This window comes from Microbacterium sp. AG157, assembly GCF_003385695.1.
In the GTDB taxonomy this organism is placed as follows: domain Bacteria; phylum Actinomycetota; class Actinomycetes; order Actinomycetales; family Microbacteriaceae; genus Microbacterium; species Microbacterium testaceum.
This window is the reverse complement of record NZ_QRDK01000001.1, coordinates 288,152-307,425: the sequence shown is the minus strand read 5'-3', so window position 1 is coordinate 307,425 and position 19,274 is coordinate 288,152. Positions and strand designations below refer to the sequence as shown.

Genomic DNA, 19,274 nt, shown 5'->3' with positions numbered 1-19,274 from the left:
TTCACCTGGGTGACACCGGCCGTTCGACATCTCGGCGACGGCCGAATCACCGATGCTCACGGAGCAGGCCTACCGTCTGATCCGGTCGCGGCGAGCGTCGCGGCCGATCCCATCGGACGGTCGGAGAGGAGACGCCGCGCACCCCGCGGCACATCACTCATGGAATCACGCACCCTCAGGCTCCATGCGGCGTGGCGCATCGCCATCGCCGGCGCGCTCGTCGTCACCGGCGCCGCGGCGCCGCTCTCGGCGAATGCAGCGAGCTACCCCAGCGACAGCGCCAAGCCCGATCTCGTCACGCTGCTCAGCGGCTACCGCGACTTCTGGACGCCCAGCGGCAAGGGCGATTTCAGCGGCACCGTGGTGAATCCGACGGTGCTGGCCTACAACGACCGGCTGACGGTGTGGATCAACAACAACGCCACCGCCGCGCAGCAGTTCCGCGCGCTGCAGGACTCCGAGTACAACAACAGCGCCAAGACCGCTTACGACCAGTCCTTCACCGTCTCGGGCGGTCTCGGCTCGTCGCTCAGCGCGATCTACGTCAAGGGTCTCAACTCGGGTGCCCTGCCCCTGACACAGGCGCTCATCAACAGCTCGAACGGATCGTCGGGCGCCTACGTGTCCACGAGCACGGCCAAGAACACGTTCAGCTACGCGCGCCCCTTCGTCAAGACCGACCCGAACGCGACCGCCGTCTCGGGCGACGACTCCGCGTGCGCGCCCAGCGTGAACAACGCCTCGTCGCTGAAGAGCATGCGCCAGGGAACGTCCTGGGCCGACGCGGACGGCAACCTGCTCATCACCCGTGTCGCACCGGTCACCGACACCACGCACCAGTTCTCTCCCAGCGACGTGCCCCTCGACGCCGCGTACGGTCAGCCGGGCATCTGCAAGGGTGGCTCGTTCCCGTCCGGCCACACGACCACGGCCTACCAGGCCGGCATCACCCTCGCGACCCTCGTGCCCGAGCTGGGGCCGGAGGTGCTCGCGCGGGCGTCCGAGAACGGCAACAACCGCATCGTTCTCGGTGTGCACTACCCGCTCGACATCGTCGGAGGCCGCATCGACGGCGAGGCCGCCCTCGCCGCCCGCTGGTCGGACGACGCCTACCGCGCCGGCGTGCTGCAGCCCGCCCGCCAGGAGCTGACGACGTACCTGCAGCAGCAGTGCGGAGGCACCCTCGCCGCGTGCATCGCCGCCGAGGCGCCGTACCAGAACGACCCCTACGGCGGGAAGGCCATGCCCGGCGGAACGGCGCAGAAGGTCACCGACCGCGCCTCGGCCGTGTCGGTGTACACCGAACGCCTCACCTACGGCTTCGCCCGCACAGGCACCGCCGGTCAGCCGGCGGCCGTGCCGGCAGGCGCGTCGAACCTGCTGCTGACCGCGTTCCCGCAGCTGACCGACGCGCAGCGCACGTCGATCCTCGCGCAGACCCAGATCGACTCGGGCTATCCGCTCGACCAGACGTCCGGCGGCAACGGATCGTGGCAGCGTCTCAACCTCGCCGCCGCGATGTCGGCAAAGGTGCAGGTCAACGCCGACTCCACCGTCTCGGTGCTCGGCGTCGGCGGCACGGCCCAGGTGCTCCCCGCGCCGACCGGCACGACGCCCGCGCTGACCGCCCCGAACGGCACGACCGTCGCCGCCGGCGGCCAGCTGCAGATCGCGGGCTCGGGATTCGCCGCCGGTCAGAAGCTCACGGTGCAGCTGCACAGCGATCCGGTGACGATCGCGACCGTCACCGCCGATGCGAACGGCGCTTTCGCCGCGACCGTCACGATCCCCGCCTCGACCCCGGCCGGTGCGCACACGATCACGCTCCTGGATGCCACGGGCGCCGTCGTCGCGGGACCGCTCGCGGTCACGGTCACCGGCATGCGCCTGCCCCTGGTGAGCGGATGACGACGAGCCCCGCTCGTCTGCGCCTGGCGCTCATCACGATCACCGCGACGGCGGCTGCGGCCGTCGTCGCGGTGATCGCCGCGTGGGCGCTGGCTCCCGTCGCCCCCGCGGTCCCGGCAGCCGATCCCACGCCCTCGTCGTCCCCGACGCCCGCGACCGCCGCGTCGCCCCGTCCGGTTCCCGCGGTCGACGCCGGCGCGCTGTCGGCGTTGCCCGAGGCGCGCTACGACGCGGTGATCGGAGGGCTCCTCGTCGCCGACACGGCCCTGCCCGCGCACGCCGACGTGTACTCGACGGCATCCGATCTGCCCCTCTTCGGCGACGCCGACGACACGGGACGCGCGGGTGGCAGCGGCGGTCCCGTCGCGCGTCTGGCCGCGCACGACTTCTTGGGCGAGGCCACCCCCGTCGTCGTGGTCCGCACCGAGGGGCCGTGGGCGCTCGTGCTGACGCCCGCCCGCCGCACGCTCCCGTCGGCCGCGCCGGCGGGTCAGCCCGCGGCGGCGCAGACCGCGGCCTGGGCCCCGCTGTCGTCGCTGGCGAAGACGACCGGCCCGACGTCGCGCGTCGAGGTGTCGGTGGCGCAGCGGTCCGTGTCGATCGTCGCCCTCGACGGCACCGTGCAGGCGACGTTCCCCGCCGCCGTCGGTGCCGACGGCACGCCCACGCCGACCGGCGTCATCGGCTACCTCGAGGCGCGATACGTCGACCCGTCGCAGGGGACCGGTGATCACCCCATCCACCTGACGTCGTTGCACTCCGCCGCTGCCGACGAGCCCTTCGGCGGTCACGACGGGGGACTCATCGGCATCCACTACGCGGACCAGCGCGACGGGGCGATCTCGCACGGTTGCGTGCGGATCGGCGCCGACGCGGTCGCGGCGCTCGCCGCGCTCCCGCTCGGCACGCTCGTGGTGCTGCGCTGACGCCCACACCCGAAGGGTGACGACCCCCAGCGCGCAGGCCCAGCCGGGCACGGGGCGCCTCTGGGCATCCGGTAGCCTCGGGGGCCTATGGCCGACACCTCGCCGCCCTCCCTCGCCCGCCCGCTCGTCGCCGGGGTCGTCACCGCCCTCGTCGGGTTCACCAGCACCTTCGCCGTCGTGCTCACGGGCCTCCGTGCCGTGGGGGCCACTCCCGAGCAGGCGGCCAGCGGCCTGCTCGCGATCACGCTCGTGGTCGGGATCGGCTGCGTCGTGCTCGCGGGGCGATACCGCATTCCGATCACGGTCGCGTGGTCGACCCCCGGCGTCGCCCTGCTGGCCGCCACCGGCGCCGTCGACGGTGGGTGGCCGGCGGTCGTGGGCGGCTTCCTCGTCTCGGCCGCGCTGATCCTGTGCACAGCGCTGTTCCCGCCGCTGGGGGCGCTCATCGCCCGCATCCCACCCTCGATCGCGCAGGCGATGCTCGCCGGCGTGCTGCTGCCGCTGTGCGTCGCGCCGTTCGTCGGTCTCGTGAACGACCCCTGGGGCGTTACTCCCGTGCTGCTCGTGTGGCTCGTGGCATCCCGGTTCCTTCCCCGCTGGGCCGTGCCGCTCGCCTTCGTCGCGGCGATCGCGGTGGTCGCGGTGGAGCTGGCCCGAACGGGAGTGGACGCGGATGCCGCGACCCTGATGCCGCGCCTGGAGTTCACGGCTCCCTCTCTCACGGTCGGTGCGGTCGTGGGCATCGCGGTGCCGCTGTTCGTGGTGACGATGGCATCGCAGAACGTGCCCGGAGTCGCGGTGATGCGCAGCCTGGGCTACACGATCCCGTGGCGCCCCGCGATGCTCGTCACCGGGCTCGGTTCGGCCGCCGCGGCCGGCTTCGGGGGGCACGCGATGAACCTCGGCGCGATCAGCGCGGCGATCGCGGCCGGCCCCGACTCGCACCCCGACCCGAAGAAGCGGTGGGTCGCGGGGGTGTCGGCCGGGGGCACCTATCTCGTCCTCGGCGCCCTGTCGGCGGCGTTCGCGGCCATCGTGCTGCTGGCGCCGGCGGGCGTCATCCCGGCGGTCGCGGGTGTGGCGCTGTTCGGCGCCTTCGGTTCGGCGATCCAGCAGGCGATCGACGACCCCGGCGAGCGGGTGCCCGCGGTGGTCACGTTTCTCGTCGCGGCGTCCGGGATCGCGGTGTTCGGGGTGAGCGCGGCGTTCTGGGCCCTGGTCGCGGGGCTCGTGGTGCGCGCAGTGCTGCACGTGGGCCGCCGGGCGGCCTGAGCCCCCAGCCTGACGACGGTCGCGTCGCCGTACGGCACGAACCTCGTGGACCGTCACCGTTTCGTTATCGATCTCGTCGCCGGAAAGGGAACCGATGGCGCCCCCGCGGACATTACCGAGTGTGGATGAAGACGACGCCGGGCTGTGGGACCGGGTACGCCAAGGCGACGAGCTCGCGCTCGCCGCGCTGTTCGATCGGCACGAGACGCGGCTGTTCCGCCATGCGACTCGGCTGCTGACCCATCGGGAGGATGCGAAGGATGCCGTGACCGTGGCCTTCTTCGAGCTGTGGCGCAAACGCGCCTCGGTGCGTCTGGTCGATGGGTCTCCGCTGCCGTGGTTGTTGACGACGGTCGCGCACAGTGCCCGGAACCTGGAGCGGTCGAGCCGGCGCTATCGCGCTCTGCTGGACCGGGCCCCCGTCGCCGAGCACGTGTCGACCGACGCGCCGGACGACAGCGGCGTGCTCTCTGCGCTGAAGCGTCTGCCCGAGCGCGAGCAGGCGGTGGTGGTGCTGTCGGTGCTCGAGGGATATGCCGAGCGCGAGATCGCTCAAGCCCTCGGCATCCCGGCCGGAACGGTCAAATCGCGGCTCGCCCGCGCCAAAGCGAAATTGCGCGACGAGCTCGCGCTGGAAGGGGCACGGGCATGAACGACGAACTGACGCCCTCCGAGCGCGCGGCCCTGCGCGCCCGCATCGTGGGCGGCGCCCACGACATCAAGCCCGTCGGGGCGCACCGCAACGCGTGGATCGCGGGCTCCGTGGCCGCGGCGATGGTGGTCGCGATCGCCGGGGGAGTGGCGGTGACCTCGACGCTCAGCGCGCCGGAGATCGCGACGACGCCGTCGCCGAGTCCGACTGTGACGGCGGCGCCCGTGCCGGTGCCGACCCCGACGGCGACGCCGACGCCGACGCAGGAGCCGGTGGTGCTCCCGCGGGGGTCCGCGCCGTTCGAGGGGGCGTGCGACAACGTGATCGACGGAGCCGACCTCGACGCTGCCGCCGGCATGAAGATGGGGAGGGTCGGGCCGGACTGGATCGACAGCGCCGCCACCGTTCGCGGTGGCATCGAGTGCTTCTGGTACTCCTCCGAGGAGTACTCTGCGGCCTTCGTCGAGGTGGGTGTCTTCCCCGACGGGCAGCAGCCGACGAACCCGGCGTTGGTCCAAGACCCGGGGTGCCGCGACAACTACGGCAGGTTGCTCTGCACCCGGCAGGGCGCCGCCGACGGTATGAACGCGTGGGTACGCATCAGTAGCGTTCGGGGGGACGTCGTCTCGGCGGGTGCGGACCGTGTGCTCGATGCCGTGCTCTCGCGGATCAGCCGGTATCCGGTCGGCGTGGCGGCAGCGGCGCTTCCGACCTGGTGGTCTGCGCCGGACTGTGCGCGGGTGGCAGAGGTCATCGACGCCGAGAGCTTGTCACTTCCTGATGTGACCGTCGAGAAGGTCGACGCGACCTCTGGGCGCGACGGGGCGTGCCGGGTCGCCGCTCCCTCAGAGGACATCTACGCGTCGTGGAGCGCGACGGTGTCCGTTATCGCGGGCGGTGCGGTGAACGTTCCGAGCATCGCGGCGGCGGGAGGGCAGAGGACGGATGTCGCCGGGGCGGCGGAGGCCTACTGGGTTTCGTGGCACGACGGGATCGACGGGGGCGGGAGCGAGGTCCTCGCCGTGAGCGACGGTGAGAACCTGCTCCTCGTGGACGTTCCCTTCAACCTCCTGCCCGCCGGTGGCGACCTGCCCCGCGCGACGACCATCGCGCAGAAGGTCCTCCCCCTCCTGTGATCACCGGGGGCCTCGCCATCGACATGGCGGCGAGGACCCCGGCATCCGCCCCTTCCACCCCCGCGCCCTAGACTCGTCTCTCGTGGTCACCCGTCTGTCGAACTATTTCCTCCGCACGCTTCGCGAAGATCCCTCGGATGCCGAGGTCACGAGCCACCGTCTGCTCGTGCGCGCCGGCTACATCCGTCGCAACGCCCCGGGCGTCTTCGCGTGGCTGCCGCTCGGCCTGAGGGTCAAGGCCAAGATCGAGGCGATCGTCCGCGAAGAGATGGCGAACGCGGGTGCCTTCGAGGTGCACTTCCCGGCGCTGCTGCCGCGTGAGCCCTACGAGGTCACCGGCCGCTGGGAGGAGTACGGCGACGCGCTGTTCCGCCTGCAGGACCGCAAGGGTGCCGACTACCTGCTCGCGCCGACGCACGAGGAGATGTTCACCCTGCTGGTGAAGGACCTGTACTCGTCGTACAAGGACCTACCGCTGACGATCTACCAGATCCAGGACAAGTACCGCGACGAGGCGCGTCCCCGCGCGGGCCTCCTGCGCGGCCGCGAGTTCACGATGAAAGACGCGTACTCGTTCGACGCGACGGATGCCGGACTCGACGCCTCGTACCAGGCTCAGCGCGACGCGTACGAGCGCATCTTCACCCGCCTGGGGCTCGAGTACGTCATCGTGGCCGCCGATGCGGGGGCGATGGGCGGCTCCAAGTCGGAGGAGTTCCTGCACCCGACGCCGATCGGCGAGGACACCTTCGTGCGCTCGGCCGGCGGTTACGCGGCCAACGTCGAGGCGTTCACCACCGTCGTTCCCGAGCCCCTGCCGATCGAGGGCCAACCTGAGCCGGTCGTCTTCGACTCGCCGAACACGCCCACGATCGCCACCCTCGTCGATCACTCGAACGCGCACCTCGACGCCCCGGCCCGCGGCATCGCCGGTCCCGCGACGGCCGAGGCGACCGCCTGGATCGCGGCGCACACGCTGAAGAACGTTGTGCTCGCCCTCACGCACCTCGACGGCAGGCGTGAGCTCGTCGTCGTGGGCCTGCCCGGTGACCGCGACGTCGACGACAAGCGCGTCGAGGTCGCCTTCGCCCCGGCCGAGGTCGAGGCCGCCACCGAAGCGGACTTCGCGAAGAACCCGCTGCTGGTCAAGGGCTACATCGGCCCCTGGTCGCCCACCGGTGCGGTGCTGGGCGAGGAGTCGGCGACGAAGATCCGGTACTACCTCGACCCCCGCGTGGTCGACGGCACCGCGTGGATCACCGGCGCCAACATCGACCAGAAGCACGTGCACTCCCTCGTCGCGGGCCGAGACTTCGTCGGCGACGGCTTCGTCGAGGTCTCGACCGTGCGTGAGGGCGACCCCGCCCCCGACGGCTCCGGCCCCGTGGAGCTCGCGCGCGGCATGGAGATCGGCCACGTCTTCCAGCTCGGTCGCAAGTACGCCGAGGCCCTGGGCCTGAAGGTGCTCGACGAGAACGGCAAGCTCGCCACCGTCACCATGGGGTCGTACGGCATCGGCGTCACCCGCATCCTCGCGATCATCGCCGAGCTCAACAACGACGCCAAGGGGCTCATCTGGCCCTCGTCGGTCGCTCCGTTCGACGTGCACGTGGTGGCCACCGGCCGCGACGCCGTGGCGTTCGAGCTCGCGGCCTCCGTCTCGGAGCAGCTCGAGTCCGCCGGCCTCGACGTGCTGTACGACGACCGCCCGAAGGTCTCGCCCGGCGTGAAGTTCGGCGACGCCGAGCTCGTCGGCATCCCGCGCATCCTCATCGTCGGCCGCGGAGCGGCCGAGGGTCAGGTCGAACTGTGGGACCGCCGCACGGGTGAGCGCGAGACGGTGTCGGTCGACGACGCCGTGGCCGCGCTGACGCGCTGACCCCCTGCCTCCCCGGCGCCTCCCCACCGCGAGGCTGCATCTCGCTGACATTTCGGTTGCAACCTGCAGTCGTCTTCTCAGCGAGATGCCGTCTCGCGGCGTCTGGAGGGCACCCGCGCGACCCTGGCATCGGTAGCGTGGATGCCATGATCTCGGCTCCCCGCCTGCCCCTGTCCGACGGCTCGACGATTCCCCAACTGGGAGTCGGCACCTACAAGGTGCCGGCGGAGGTCACCACCGACCTCGTCGCCGGAGCCCTCGCCGCCGGCTATCGGCACATCGACACAGCCGCGCTGTACGGCAACGAAGCCGAGGTGGGCGAGGGCCTGCGCGCCTCGGGCCTGGAGCGCGACGAGGTCTTCGTCACCACCAAGGTCTGGAACGACGACCAGGGGTTCGACGAAACGCTGCGCGCCTTCGACACCAGTGCGGCGAAGCTCGGCCTCGACCGCGTCGACCTGTACCTCATCCACTGGCCCATCCCCAGCGCCGATCGCTACGTCGACACCTGGCGGGCCCTGCAGCGCTTGCAGGAGGAGGGGCGCGCCACCTCGATCGGCGTCAGCAACTTCTCCGTGCCGCACCTCGAGCGTCTGCGCGAGGAGACGGGTGTCCTCCCCGCCGTGAACCAGGTCGAGCTGCACCCGCGGTTCCCGCAGGACGCGCTCGTCGACTGGCACGCCGCGCACGAGATCGTCACCGAGTCGTGGGCACCGCTCGCGCGTGGAGGTCTGCTCGGCGAACCCCTGCTCGCCCGAATCGCCGAGAAGCACGGCAAGACCCCGGCCCAGGTCGTCGTGCGCTGGCACCTCGATCGTGGGCTCGTGGTGTTCCCGAAGTCGGTGTCGCTCGACCGCATCCGCGAGAACGGCGACGTCTTCGACTTCGTGCTCGACGCCGACGACCATGAGGCGATCGCGACCCTCGATACGGGGGAGCGGACCGGTCGGAACCCCGACCTCGACTGAGACGCGGGTCAGGCGTCGAGACGGGCGTAGCGGGCGCGGAACACGGTGAACACGCCGTAGGCGAGGAATCCCAGCCCGACCAGCGACGCGAGTACCGGTCCCGCGGGCAGCGCGACGAGCGCGGAGGTCGCGCCGTCGAGACCGCCCGCCGTGTCGGGTTCGACGGTGACCGCGGCGACGACCACGAGCACGCCCACGATGACCAGCGCGACGCCCTTGGCCGCGAAGCCGACGACCCCGAGTGCGGTGAGCGCGAAACCCGCGGGGCCGTCGGGCGTGCGCACCTTCGCGTGGAACGACCGTCGCAGCCCCATCCAGACGAACCCGACTCCGACACCGGCGACCGCGAGGCCGACCGCCCCGAGCACGAACCCGCCGATGGGCCACGACAGCACGCCTTCGCTGAGGCTCTCCGCGGCCTGCTCGGCGCGCGGGCGGGCGCCCAGGGCGACGGATGCCGACACGAGGCCGATCGCGACGAAGATCAGGCCCTGCGGCGCTTCGGTGACGACCCGCCCGATGCGGCTCCACAGCGTGAGGCGCCGCGGTGCGAACGCCTGCAGCAGGTGCCACGCGCCCAGCGCGACGAGCCCGACCGCGAGGGCCCAGAGCGCCGCTGCTCCGAGCGGCGCCGCGGCGAGCGCTCGGAACGCCCCCGTCTGGTCGCTGTCCTCCTTCGCGCCGAAGCCGACCGCGATCACGAGTCCGCCGATGAGCAGGTGCAGGATGCCGTTGGCGGCATAACCCGCTCGCGCAGCGACCCGGAAAGCGGGGTTCGCTTCGACCTCACGGGCGGCGGTGCGGGCGGAGGACGGCATCCCGGAACCGTATGCCCATTCCCGCACGGGCGACAATCCGACCGCGCAACGGGGGTGTCGGCATCCGGTCATCCGCCGCCGCCGTGCGGAAGATCCCGTGCGGCGAACGGGTGAAGATCCTGTGTCGTTGCGGTTGCCGCCTTGGCAGTGCGGGGCGCACCTGTCTACGGTCGGAACATGCCCGAGAACACCTCTGAGCTGCGCCCCACGCACCCGCTCGCCATCGCGCCCGTCGTCGCCCCCGCGGCATCCGTCGACGGCTTCGCGAAACAGTTCCTGCAGAACCTCAACTTCGACCAGGGCGTGACCCTGTCGACCTCCGACGTCAACGATCAGTACCTCGCCCTCGCCTACACGGTGCGCGACTACCTGATGGCGCGCTGGTTCGACGACCGTGCGCAGCAGAAGACGCAGCAGGCGAAGACCGTCTGCTACCTCTCGGCCGAGTATCTGCTGGGCCGACAGCTCGACAACAACCTGCTCGCGGCGCGTCTGACCGACATCGCGACCGAGGCCCTCGCGCAGTGCGGCATCGACATCGACGACCTGCGCCAGGTCGAGATCGAACCCGGTCTCGGCAACGGCGGGCTCGGGCGCCTCGCCGCCTGCTTCATCGACTCTCTCGCGACGATGAGCGTGCCCACGATCGGCTACGGCATCCGTTACGAGTACGGCATCTTCCGTCAGGCGTTCGCCGACGGTCAGCAGATCGAGCAGCCCGACGCGTGGCTGCGCATGGGCTCGCCGTGGGACTTCGCCCATCCCGAGGCCGCGCAGACCATCTCGTTCGCCGGCACCACCGAGACCTACGACGACGACGGCGTCGAACGCACCCGCTGGGTGCCCGAGTGGAACGTGCTCGCGGTGCCGTACAACATGATGGTCCCCGGCTACCACAACGGCCGCGTCAACACCCTCCGCCTGTGGCGAGCGGTCGCCACCAACGCGTTCGATCTGCACACCTTCAACTCCGGCGATTACGTCCAGTCGGTGCGCGCGCAGACCTTCGCCGAGAACATCTCGAAGGTGCTCTATCCCGAGGACTCCACGCCCCAGGGTAAAGAACTGCGCCTGCAGCAGCAGTACTTCTTCGTCGCGGCATCCATCGCCGACTTCATCGAGAACGTCCTGCCCGGCGACTTCGACCTCGAGCAGCTCCCCGAGCGCGTGATCTTCCAGCTCAACGACACCCACCCGGTCATCGGCGTGCCCGAGCTCATGCGTGTGCTGGTCGACGAGAAGAAGCTCGAGTGGGATGCCGCCTGGGCCATCACCCAGAAGTGCTTCGCGTACACCTGCCACACGCTGCTGCCCGAGGCGCTGGAGGTCTGGTCGGTCGACCTGCTCGGCCGCCTGCTCCCTCGCCATCTCGAGATCATCTATCGCATCAACGACGAGTTCCTGCTCGAGGTGCGCGAGCGCTTCGGCGACGACGAGATGCTCATCCGCAACATGTCGATCATCGGTGAGCACCCCTACCGCTCCGTGCGCATGGCCTACCTCGCCACGGTGGCGGGTTCCAAGGTCAACGGCGTCGCCGAGCTGCACTCGCAGCTGCTGCGCGACAACGTGCTCAAGGATTTCGCCGCGATGTGGCCGGACAAGTTCACCAACGTCACCAACGGCGTCACGCCCCGCCGCTTCCTGCGCCTGGCGAACCCCGATCTGTCTGCGCTCATCACCGAGGCCCTGGGCGCCGGGTGGACCGTCGACCTCGAGCGCCTCCGCGGCCTCGAGGCCCTGGCCGACGACGCGGACTTCCGGGAGCGCTTCGCGGCGGTGAAGGTGTCGAACAAGCGTCGCCTGAGCCGCGTGCTCGAAGCCCGCGGGGAGGACGCCCTCGACGACGGTCACATGCTCGACGTCATGATCAAGCGCCTGCACGAGTACAAGCGACAGACGCTGAAGGTGCTGCATATCGTCAGCACCTACGAGGGCATCGTGTCGGGTCGTCTGGACGTCGCCGATGTGCAGGCGCGGACGTTCCTCTTCGGCGCCAAGGCCGCCCCCGGCTACGGCATGGCCAAGCGCATCATCCACCTCATCAACGCCGTCGGCGAGGTGGTGAGCGCCGACGAGCGCGTGCAGGGCAAGCTCAAGGTGCTCTACCCGGCGAACTACAACGTCACGCTCGCCGAGAGCATCATCCCCGCCGCCGACCTGTCGGAGCAGATCTCGCTCGCCGGCAAGGAGGCGTCGGGCACGGGCAACATGAAGCTCGCCTTGAACGGCGCGCTCACGATCGGCACCGACGATGGAGCCAACGTCGAGATCCGCAAGCTCGTCGGGGACGACAACTTCTTCCTCTTCGGAATGAGCGAGCCCGAGGTCGAGGCCCTGTGGGCCGAGGGCTACCGCCCCGCCGACTTCTACCAGGGGGACGAGCGGCTGCGGAGCGCCATCGACCTCATCGCCGCGGGCGCCTTCTCGGGCGGCGACCGCACCGTGTTCGAACCGCTCGTGTCGAACCTGCTGTACGAAGACCGGTTCATGGCGCTCGCCGACTTCTCGTCGTACCTCGACGCGCAGGATCGCGTCGACGCCGCCTACGCGGATCAGGACGGGTGGGTACGCGCGGCCATCCTCAACGTCGCGCGCAGCGGGTACTTCTCGTCGGACCGCGCCATGCGCGACTACCTGGAGCGCATCTGGCACGCCACCCCGGTGAGCTGACGCGGTTTCCGGATGCCGCGACCCGGGCGCGCGACGAGGTCGCGGCATCCGGAAGCGCCTGGCAGCAAGACGACGGCGGATGACCGTCGCGGCGCTGCCCCGCGGACCACGACTCTGCGAGGGTGAGGGGACCCGATCCCGGAGGCCCCATGCAGCTCGCCGACTTCCCCGTGCCCGACACCCGCGCCGCGCGCGGCGCCCTCGCCCTGGCGCGGGAGTACCAGTCGCCGGCGTTCACCGCGCATGCCCTGCGCTCGTGGCTGTGGGCCGAGGCCTTCGCGGTGGTCGACGGCATCGTCGCGGTCGACCACGAGCTGCTGTACGTCGCCGCCGTCCTGCACGACATCGGCACCGTGACCGAGTTCGACAACCACACGCTGTCGTACGAGCACGCCGGCGGTCACGTGGGCATCGCTCTCACGGCCGGTGCGGGCTGGCCCCGGGACCGGCGCGAACGCGTCCTCGACGTGATCGTGCGGCACAACTGGCCGAGCGTCGACCCCGATCTGGATGCCGAAGGCTACCTGCTCGAGACGGCGACGGCGCTCGACATCACCGGCGCGCGCCCGGATGCGCTGCCCGCCGACTTCGTGCGCGAGGTGCTGGCCGCATATCCGCGCGGGACGCTCGCGGCCGAGTTCGGCGCGTGCGTCCTGGATCAGGCCGCACGAAAGCCCGACACCACAGCCCGGCGGCTGGTCGACGGGGGAGTGGTGGACAGGCTCGCCGCCCACCCGCTCGAGCGGGTCGCGGCGGAGCCGAACTCCTGAGAATCCGAGCGCGACCGCCCGAGTGACGGCCTGTTCCCGCGGATCGCGGCCGGTCCGGCCCTCATCTCTCCGGAGTTTCGCACGGTCCCGCGCCCCGGAGACGCTGCGCCCTGCGTGTGGCTGATTCGTGCGGCACCCGGGAAACGCCTGTAGACGTGGGTCGCCGGTCGTGCTCGGGTCGCGACGGGCGTGGTATCCCGGGTATCGTAGGAGGGTTGTCGGCGCCGGTCGTGCCGACGAAAGCTGAACAACGGAGGGCCTTGTGGACATCGATCTCGCACTACTGAAGACGATCGAACGCGAGAAGGAGATCCCCTTCGACGAACTCGCGCGCATCATCGAGCAGGCGATCCTGACCGCCTACGCGAAGCACATCTCGCCGACCGGTGAGATCCCCGCGGGGGCTCGCGCCACCCTCGACCGCAAGACCGGTCACGTCGGCATCTTCACCCCCGTCACCGACGACGAGGGTGCGATCATCGGCGAGGAGGAGCAGGCCCCCGACGACTTCGGTCGCATCGCCGCCTTCGCCGCCAAGCAGGTCATCAGCCAGCGTCTGCGAGACATCGCCGACGACGCCGTGCTGGGGGAGTTCCGCGGCAAAGAGGGCGACATCGTCGCCGGCGTCGTCCAGCAGGGCCCCAACCCGCGCATGGTGCACGTCGACCTCGGCACCGTCGAGGCCATCCTCCCGCCCGAGGAGCAGGTGCCCGGCGAGACCTATGCGCACGGCTCGCGCCTGCGCGTCTACGTCACCAGCGTCTCCAAGGGCAACAAGGGTCCGCAGATCACCGTCTCGCGCACCCATCCGGGTCTGGTCCGCAAGCTCTTCGCGCTCGAGGTCCCCGAGATCGCCGCGGGCCTGGTCGAGATCGTCTCGCTCGCTCGCGAGGCCGGCCACCGCTCCAAGATCGCCGTCCAGGCGACTGACCCGACGGTCAACGCCAAGGGCGCCTGCATCGGCGAGCTCGGCCGCCGCGTGCGCGCTGTGACCGAAGAGCTCTCGGGCGAGAAGATCGACATCATCGACTACGACGCCGAGCTGCCGCGTTTCGTCGCGAACGCCCTCTCGCCGGCGAAGGTCACCTCGTCGTTCGTCCTGGATGCCACGACCAAGGCCGTCCGCGCGCTCGTGCCGGACTACCAGCTGTCGCTGGCGATCGGCAAAGAGGGTCAGAACGCTCGTCTGGCCGCCAAGCTGACCGGCGCGAAGATCGACATCCAGCCCGACAGCATCCTCGAAGACAACTGAACGTCCGATCGTCCCCACGATCGCGAGGTGTAGGATGGAAGCCGTACGAACGTGCGTCGGATGCCGCGCACGTGCCCCCCGATCCTCGCTTCTGCGTGTGGTCGCGGACGGATCCGTCCTCGTCGCAGACGAGCGAGCGGTTCTTCCCGGTCGGGGCGCGTGGGTGCACGAGACGGACGCGTGTGTGAGCAAAGCGCTTGCACGCCGCGCCTTCGTACGAGCATTGCGTGTGTCAGGCCCGCTTGACACGCAGACCTTCGAATCACACCACCAGCGAAAAGGCTGAACGGCTATGGACACGAAGTGAACGGCTCGAAATGAGACCCGTCCGCAACTAACGGTCTGCCCTGTCCGGGGTAGGCCCTCAGACAGGAGAATTGTGGCAAAACCACGCGTGCACGAGATCGCTTCCGAGCTCGGCGTCGACAGCAAGGTCGCGCTTGCGAAGCTGAAGGAGCTCGGCGAATTCGTCAAGAGCCCCTCATCCACCATCGAACCCCCGGTCGCTCGTAAGCTCCGCGCTGCGCTGGCCTCCGAAGGCTCGTCTTCCTCTTCGGATGCCAAGCCCGCCGCCTCCGCGGCGCGCCCCGGCGCCCGTCCCGGCCCGGCTCGTCCGGCCGCGACCCCGGGCAACCGTCCGTCGGGTCCCACGCCCGGACCTGCGAAGCCCGCGGCCCCCGCTGCTCCCGCAGCGGCTCCGGCCGAGGCTGCGCCCGTGGCATCCGCCCCGGCTCCCGCGGCCGCGTCTGCGGCGAAGCCGTCGACTCCGTCGTCGCCGCCGAGCCCCGGCTCGACCGCGCCGACCCCCGGTGCTGCGGCACCCGGTGCCGGTGCCCCCAAGCCCGGCCCCAGCGCGCCCCCGCGTCCGGGTGGAGCCCGTCCGGGCAACAACCCCTTCGCGTCCTCGCAGGGCATGGGTCAGCGTCCCGCCGGCCCCCGTCCGGGCAACAACCCCTTCGCCTCGGCGCAGGGCATGGGCCAGCGCCCGACCCCCGGCAACATCCCGCGTCCGCAGGCTCCGCGCCCCGGCGCTCCGCGTCCCGGAGCCCCGCGCCCCGGTGGTGCCGGTCGTCCCGGCGGTGGCGGTCGTCCCGGCGCTCCGTTCCAGCAGCGTCCCGGCGGTCCCGGTCGTCCCGGCGGCGCCGGTGGCGGTTTCCAGCGCCCCGGTGGCGGCGCTCCGGCCGGTGGTTTCGCCGGTCGTCCCGGTGGCGGCGGTGGCCGTGGCCGTGGTCCCGGCGGCGGCACCGCGGGTGCCTTCGGTAAGGGCGGCGGCAAGTCCAAGCAGCGTAAGTCGCGTCGGGCGAAGCGGCAGGAATTCGAGATGCGGTCGGCGCCGGTCGTCGGCGGCGTCAACGTCTCGAAGGGCAACGGCGAGATCATCCGCCTGCGTCGCGGTGCCTCCATCGCCGACTTCGCGGACAAGCTCGAGGCCCTGCGCGGCTACACCGTGCAGCCCGGCACGCTCGTGACCATCCTGTTCAACCTGGGCGAGATGGCCACCGCGACCGAGTCGCTCGACGAGGCCACCTTCGAGGTGCTCGGAGCCGAGCTCGGCTACAAGATCCAGATGGTCTCGCCCGAGGACGAAGACAAGGAGCTCCTCGAGGGCTTCGGTCTCGACCTCGACGCCGAACTCGAGGCCGAGAGCGAGGACGATCTCGAGATCCGTCCTCCCGTGGTCACCGTCATGGGCCACGTCGACCACGGTAAGACGCGACTGCTCGACGCCATCCGCCAGACCAACGTGGTCGCGGGCGAGGCCGGCGGCATCACGCAGCACATCGGTGCGTACCAGATCTGGACCGAGCACGAGGGCATCGAGCGCGCGATCACCTTCATCGACACCCCGGGTCACGAGGCGTTCACCGCCATGCGTGCCCGTGGTGCGCAGGTGACCGACATCGCGATCCTCGTGGTCGCGGCCGACGACGGCATCATGCCCCAGACGGTCGAGGCGCTGAACCACGCCCAGGCGGCGAACGTGCCGATCGTGGTCGCGGTCAACAAGGTCGACAAGCCCGACGCCAACCCGGCCAAGGTGCGCCAGCAGCTCACCGAGTACGGTCTGGTCGCCGAGGAGTACGGCGGAGACGTCATGTTCGTCGACGTCTCGGCTCGTCAGAACCTCAACATCCAGGCCCTCCTGGATGCGGTCCTGCTCACCGCCGACGCCGGTCTCGACCTCACGGCCAACCCGAACAAGGCGGCCCGCGGTGTCGCGATCGAGGCGAAGCTCGACAAGGGTCGCGGTTCGGTCGCCACGGTGCTCATCCAGTCCGGAACCCTCCGCGTCGGCGACGCGATCGTCGCAGGAACGGCGTACGGCCGCGTCCGCGCGATGATGGACGAGAACGGCGAAGCGGTCGAAGAGGCCTACCCGTCGCGTCCCGTCTCGGTTCAGGGCCTCAACTCCGTGCCCCGCGCCGGCGACGTCTTCATCGTCACCGAAGAAGACCGCACCGCCCGTCAGATCGCCGAGAAGCGTGAAGCGGCCGAGCGCAATGCCCAGCTGGCCAAGGCCCGCAAGCGCATCTCGCTCGAGGACTTCACCCGCGCTCTCGAAGAGGGCAAGGTCGAGTCGCTCAACCTCATCATCAAGGGTGACGTGTCGGGTGCCGTCGAGGCGCTCGAAGAGTCGCTGCTCAAGATCGAGGTCGACGACAGCGTCCAGCTGCGCATCATCCACCGCGGTGTGGGTGCGATCACCGAGTCGGACATCAACCTGGCCACGATCGACAACGCGATCGTGATCGGCTTCAACGTCCGTCCCGACACGAAGGCCCGTGAGCGCGCCGCCCGCGAGGGTGTCGACGTGCGGTTCTACTCGGTCATCTACAACGCGATCGACGACGTCGAGCAGTCGCTCAAGGGCCTGCTCAAGCCGGAGTTCGAAGAGGTGCAGTCGGGTGTCGCCGAGATCCGCGAGGTGTTCCGCTCCTCGAAGTTCGGCAACATCGCCGGTGTCATCGTGCGATCGGGAACGATCACGCGAAACGCCAAGGCACGTGTCATCCGCGATGGCGTCGTGCTGGCCGACGGCCTGGCCATCGAGTCGCTGCGTCGCTTCAAGGACGACGTCACCGAGGTGCGTACGGACTTCGAGGCCGGTATCGGTCTGGGCAAGTTCAACGACATCCAGATCGGTGACGAGATCGAGACCACCGAAATGGTCGAGAAGCCGCGAGGCTGATCACATCGAGCGGGAGTCGCGTCATGGGCGCGGCTCCCGCTTCGGCCTGCGGGGGTGTGCATTCCCCCGAGCAGAGCGGGGCCCCTACCCCGATGCTCGGAGGAATGCACACCCCCTCCGGCCTACGCTGGGACGGCTCCGTGACGGGACGCCCGCCGCTGCGATCCACGCGCGGTGGTATGGAGAAGAAGGAGAAGGCAGTGGCAGGGGAACGACAGGCCCGAGTGGCGGACCGGATTCGCGTGGTGCTCGCCGAGCGCCTCGAGAAGGGGCTGCGCGACCCGCGGCTCGGATTCGTCACCATCACCGACGTGCGGGTCACGGGTGACCTCCAGCACGCGTCGGTGTTCTACACCGTCATGGGCGACGAAGCGCACCGCGCCGACACCGCCGCCGCGCTCAAGTCGGCGACCGGCATGCTGCGCAGCGAGGTCGGCAAGAACCTCAACACGCGCCTGACCCCGTCGCTCGAGTTCATCCTCGACGCGATCCCCGAGAACGCCGATCACATCTCGGCGCTGCTACGCGAAGCGCGCGAGCGCGACGAGTCGGTCGCGGGCCTCGCCGCCTCGGCCGCGTACGCCGGCGATGCCGATCCGTACGTCAAACCGCGTGAGGACGACGATGAGGACGCCGCAGACGACGACCTCGACGAGGACGACGCCCCGCGCGCCTGACCTCGACACCACACGGCCGGACCCCGCCTCATCGGCGGAGTCCGGCCGTTCGTCTTGTTGCGGCATCCGGACCGCCGTCCTGCAGATGAGAAGAGTGACACGCCGGTCCGGGGCGGGAACGGGGCGGCGAGTCGGGTGTCGGGTCCGCAGGACGGTGGGTGTCGAAGCGGACTCGGATTCAGGATGCCGGGTGGCCGGGCAGACGCAGGTGATCGTCGACCGCTTCGACAAGGCCGTCGGCGATGAGCGAGTCGATCGCGCGGTCGCGCTGCGCGGCATCCGGCCATTCGGGGATCATCGCGAACGCCGGAACCGCCGCGGGCGCGGCCTCGCGAAGGGTCTTCAGCACCGCCCCGCGGGTCTGCCGATCGCTGCCCTCGTACGTGGCCTGTTTGCGCCGGCGGTCCTCGGATGCCGGATACCCGGCCGCCCGCCATGCGCACTGCGCCGCGAGGGGGCATGCCTCGCACTTCGGCGCTCGGGCGGTGCAGACGATCGCGCCGAGCTCCATCGCGGCGGCGTTGACGATCGCGGCCTCGGCGATGTCGGCGGGGAGCTCGGCCTCCATCGCCTCGAGGTCGCGGCGGTTCGGCGGACCGGGCTGCGCGCGACCCTCGACCGCACGGGCGAGCACGCGGCGGGTGTTCGTGTCGACGACCGGATGCCGATCGCCGTAGGCGAAGACGGCGACGGCCCTCGCGGTGTAGTCGCCAATTCCGGTGAGAGCCAGAAGCGCATCGACGTCGCGGGGAACGACGCCGTCGTGACGATCGCGGATCTCGACGGCGGCGCGGTGCAGCCACAGCGCGCGCCGCGGATAGCCGAGGTTCGCCCACTGCGTGACGGCATCGCCCGGGGGAGAGGCGGCGAGGTCGGCCGGCGTCGGCCAACGGGTCAGCCACGCTTCCAGGTGGGGGACGACGCGGTTCACCGGCGTCTGCTGCAGCATGAACTCGCTCACGAGCGTGCCCCAGGCGCCGAATCCCTCGCGGCGCCAGGGGAGGTCGCGGGCCGCGTCGCGGTACCACGCGATGAGCGGGGCGGCGAGTCCTGGCATCCGTCCAGCCTACGGTCGTCAACGGGGGCCGGACTTCACGCACGAACACCGTTCACGCGCATGAACACGGGCTGCACGCGTTTCTGCGCGTCGATC

At 70.6% G+C, this 19,274-nt stretch carries 15 protein-coding genes; 13 read left to right on the top strand and 2 right to left on the bottom strand.

Features of this window, described 5'->3' with window-relative positions; translation table 11 throughout:
• The first annotated feature begins 159 nt into the window (after positions 1–159).
• The 7 genes from DEU35_RS01515 (at position 160) to DEU35_RS01485 (ending at position 8,741) form a co-directional block, all read left to right on the top strand.
• Entirely contained in the window at positions 160–1,908 is a 1,749-nt protein-coding gene (locus tag DEU35_RS01515) for a phosphatase PAP2 family protein (RefSeq protein ID WP_220340828.1), read from the top strand.
• Positions 1,905–2,834: a L,D-transpeptidase gene (locus tag DEU35_RS01510; RefSeq protein ID WP_116238421.1), complete on the top strand. Its 930-nt coding sequence runs from the start codon at positions 1,905–1,907 to the stop codon at positions 2,832–2,834. The genes DEU35_RS01515 and DEU35_RS01510 overlap by 4 nt, the downstream gene beginning before the upstream one ends.
• 87 nt (positions 2,835–2,921) lie before the next feature.
• A complete protein-coding gene (locus tag DEU35_RS01505) occupies positions 2,922–4,106 on the top strand; it encodes a benzoate/H(+) symporter BenE family transporter (RefSeq protein ID WP_116238420.1) in 1,185 nt (394 codons plus the stop codon).
• A gap of 121 nt (positions 4,107–4,227) precedes the next feature.
• The gene (locus DEU35_RS01500) at positions 4,228–4,758 is read left to right on the top strand and encodes an RNA polymerase sigma factor (RefSeq protein ID WP_170210594.1); all 531 of its coding nucleotides are present in this window, start codon (positions 4,228–4,230) and stop codon (positions 4,756–4,758) included.
• Complete coding sequence (locus tag DEU35_RS01495; protein WP_116238419.1) at positions 4,755–5,894, top strand: hypothetical protein; 1,140 nt, start codon at positions 4,755–4,757, stop codon at positions 5,892–5,894. Before DEU35_RS01500 ends, DEU35_RS01495 begins: the two co-directional genes overlap by 4 nt.
• Before the next feature lie 82 nt (positions 5,895–5,976).
• Entirely contained in the window at positions 5,977–7,773 is a 1,797-nt protein-coding gene (locus tag DEU35_RS01490) for a proline--tRNA ligase (protein ID WP_116238418.1), read from the top strand.
• A 146-nt stretch (positions 7,774–7,919) separates the two neighbouring features.
• On the top strand, positions 7,920–8,741 hold the full coding sequence (locus DEU35_RS01485) for an aldo/keto reductase (protein WP_116238417.1): 822 nt from the start codon (positions 7,920–7,922) through the stop codon (positions 8,739–8,741).
• Positions 8,742–8,749: 8 nt separating this feature from the next.
• Here DEU35_RS01485 and DEU35_RS01480 read toward each other — a convergent pair whose 3' ends face one another.
• Positions 8,750–9,559, bottom strand: coding sequence for a DUF1206 domain-containing protein (locus tag DEU35_RS01480; RefSeq protein ID WP_181904533.1), 810 nt, complete (start codon positions 9,557–9,559; stop codon positions 8,750–8,752).
• A 177-nt stretch (positions 9,560–9,736) separates the two neighbouring features.
• Between DEU35_RS01480 and DEU35_RS01475 the strand changes: the two genes are divergently transcribed.
• The 6 genes from DEU35_RS01475 (at position 9,737) to rbfA (ending at position 18,121) form a co-directional block, all read left to right on the top strand.
• Positions 9,737–12,232, top strand: a complete 2,496-nt coding sequence (locus DEU35_RS01475) for a glycogen/starch/alpha-glucan phosphorylase (protein WP_116238415.1) — start codon at positions 9,737–9,739, stop codon at positions 12,230–12,232.
• Positions 12,233–12,381: 149 nt separating this feature from the next.
• Positions 12,382–13,002, top strand: coding sequence for an HD domain-containing protein (locus tag DEU35_RS01470; protein ID WP_116238414.1), 621 nt, complete (start codon positions 12,382–12,384; stop codon positions 13,000–13,002).
• A gap of 262 nt (positions 13,003–13,264) precedes the next feature.
• Complete coding sequence (nusA, locus tag DEU35_RS01465) at positions 13,265–14,254, top strand: transcription termination factor NusA (protein WP_103210323.1); 990 nt, start codon at positions 13,265–13,267, stop codon at positions 14,252–14,254.
• 34 nt (positions 14,255–14,288) lie between these two features.
• Positions 14,289–14,540, top strand: a complete 252-nt coding sequence (locus DEU35_RS01460) for a YlxR family protein (protein ID WP_103210325.1) — start codon at positions 14,289–14,291, stop codon at positions 14,538–14,540.
• A 93-nt stretch (positions 14,541–14,633) separates the two neighbouring features.
• Positions 14,634–17,444, top strand: coding sequence for a translation initiation factor IF-2 (gene infB / locus DEU35_RS01455; protein ID WP_181904532.1), 2,811 nt, complete (start codon positions 14,634–14,636; stop codon positions 17,442–17,444).
• A 200-nt stretch (positions 17,445–17,644) separates the two neighbouring features.
• The gene (gene rbfA / locus DEU35_RS01450) at positions 17,645–18,121 is read left to right on the top strand and encodes a 30S ribosome-binding factor RbfA (protein WP_103210850.1); all 477 of its coding nucleotides are present in this window, start codon (positions 17,645–17,647) and stop codon (positions 18,119–18,121) included.
• 178 nt (positions 18,122–18,299) lie between these two features.
• Here the strand turns inward: rbfA and DEU35_RS01445 are convergent, their stop codons facing one another.
• On the bottom strand, positions 18,300–19,178 hold the full coding sequence (locus tag DEU35_RS01445; protein WP_116238412.1) for an A/G-specific adenine glycosylase: 879 nt from the start codon (positions 19,176–19,178) through the stop codon (positions 18,300–18,302).
• Positions 19,179–19,274: the final 96 nt, after the last annotated feature.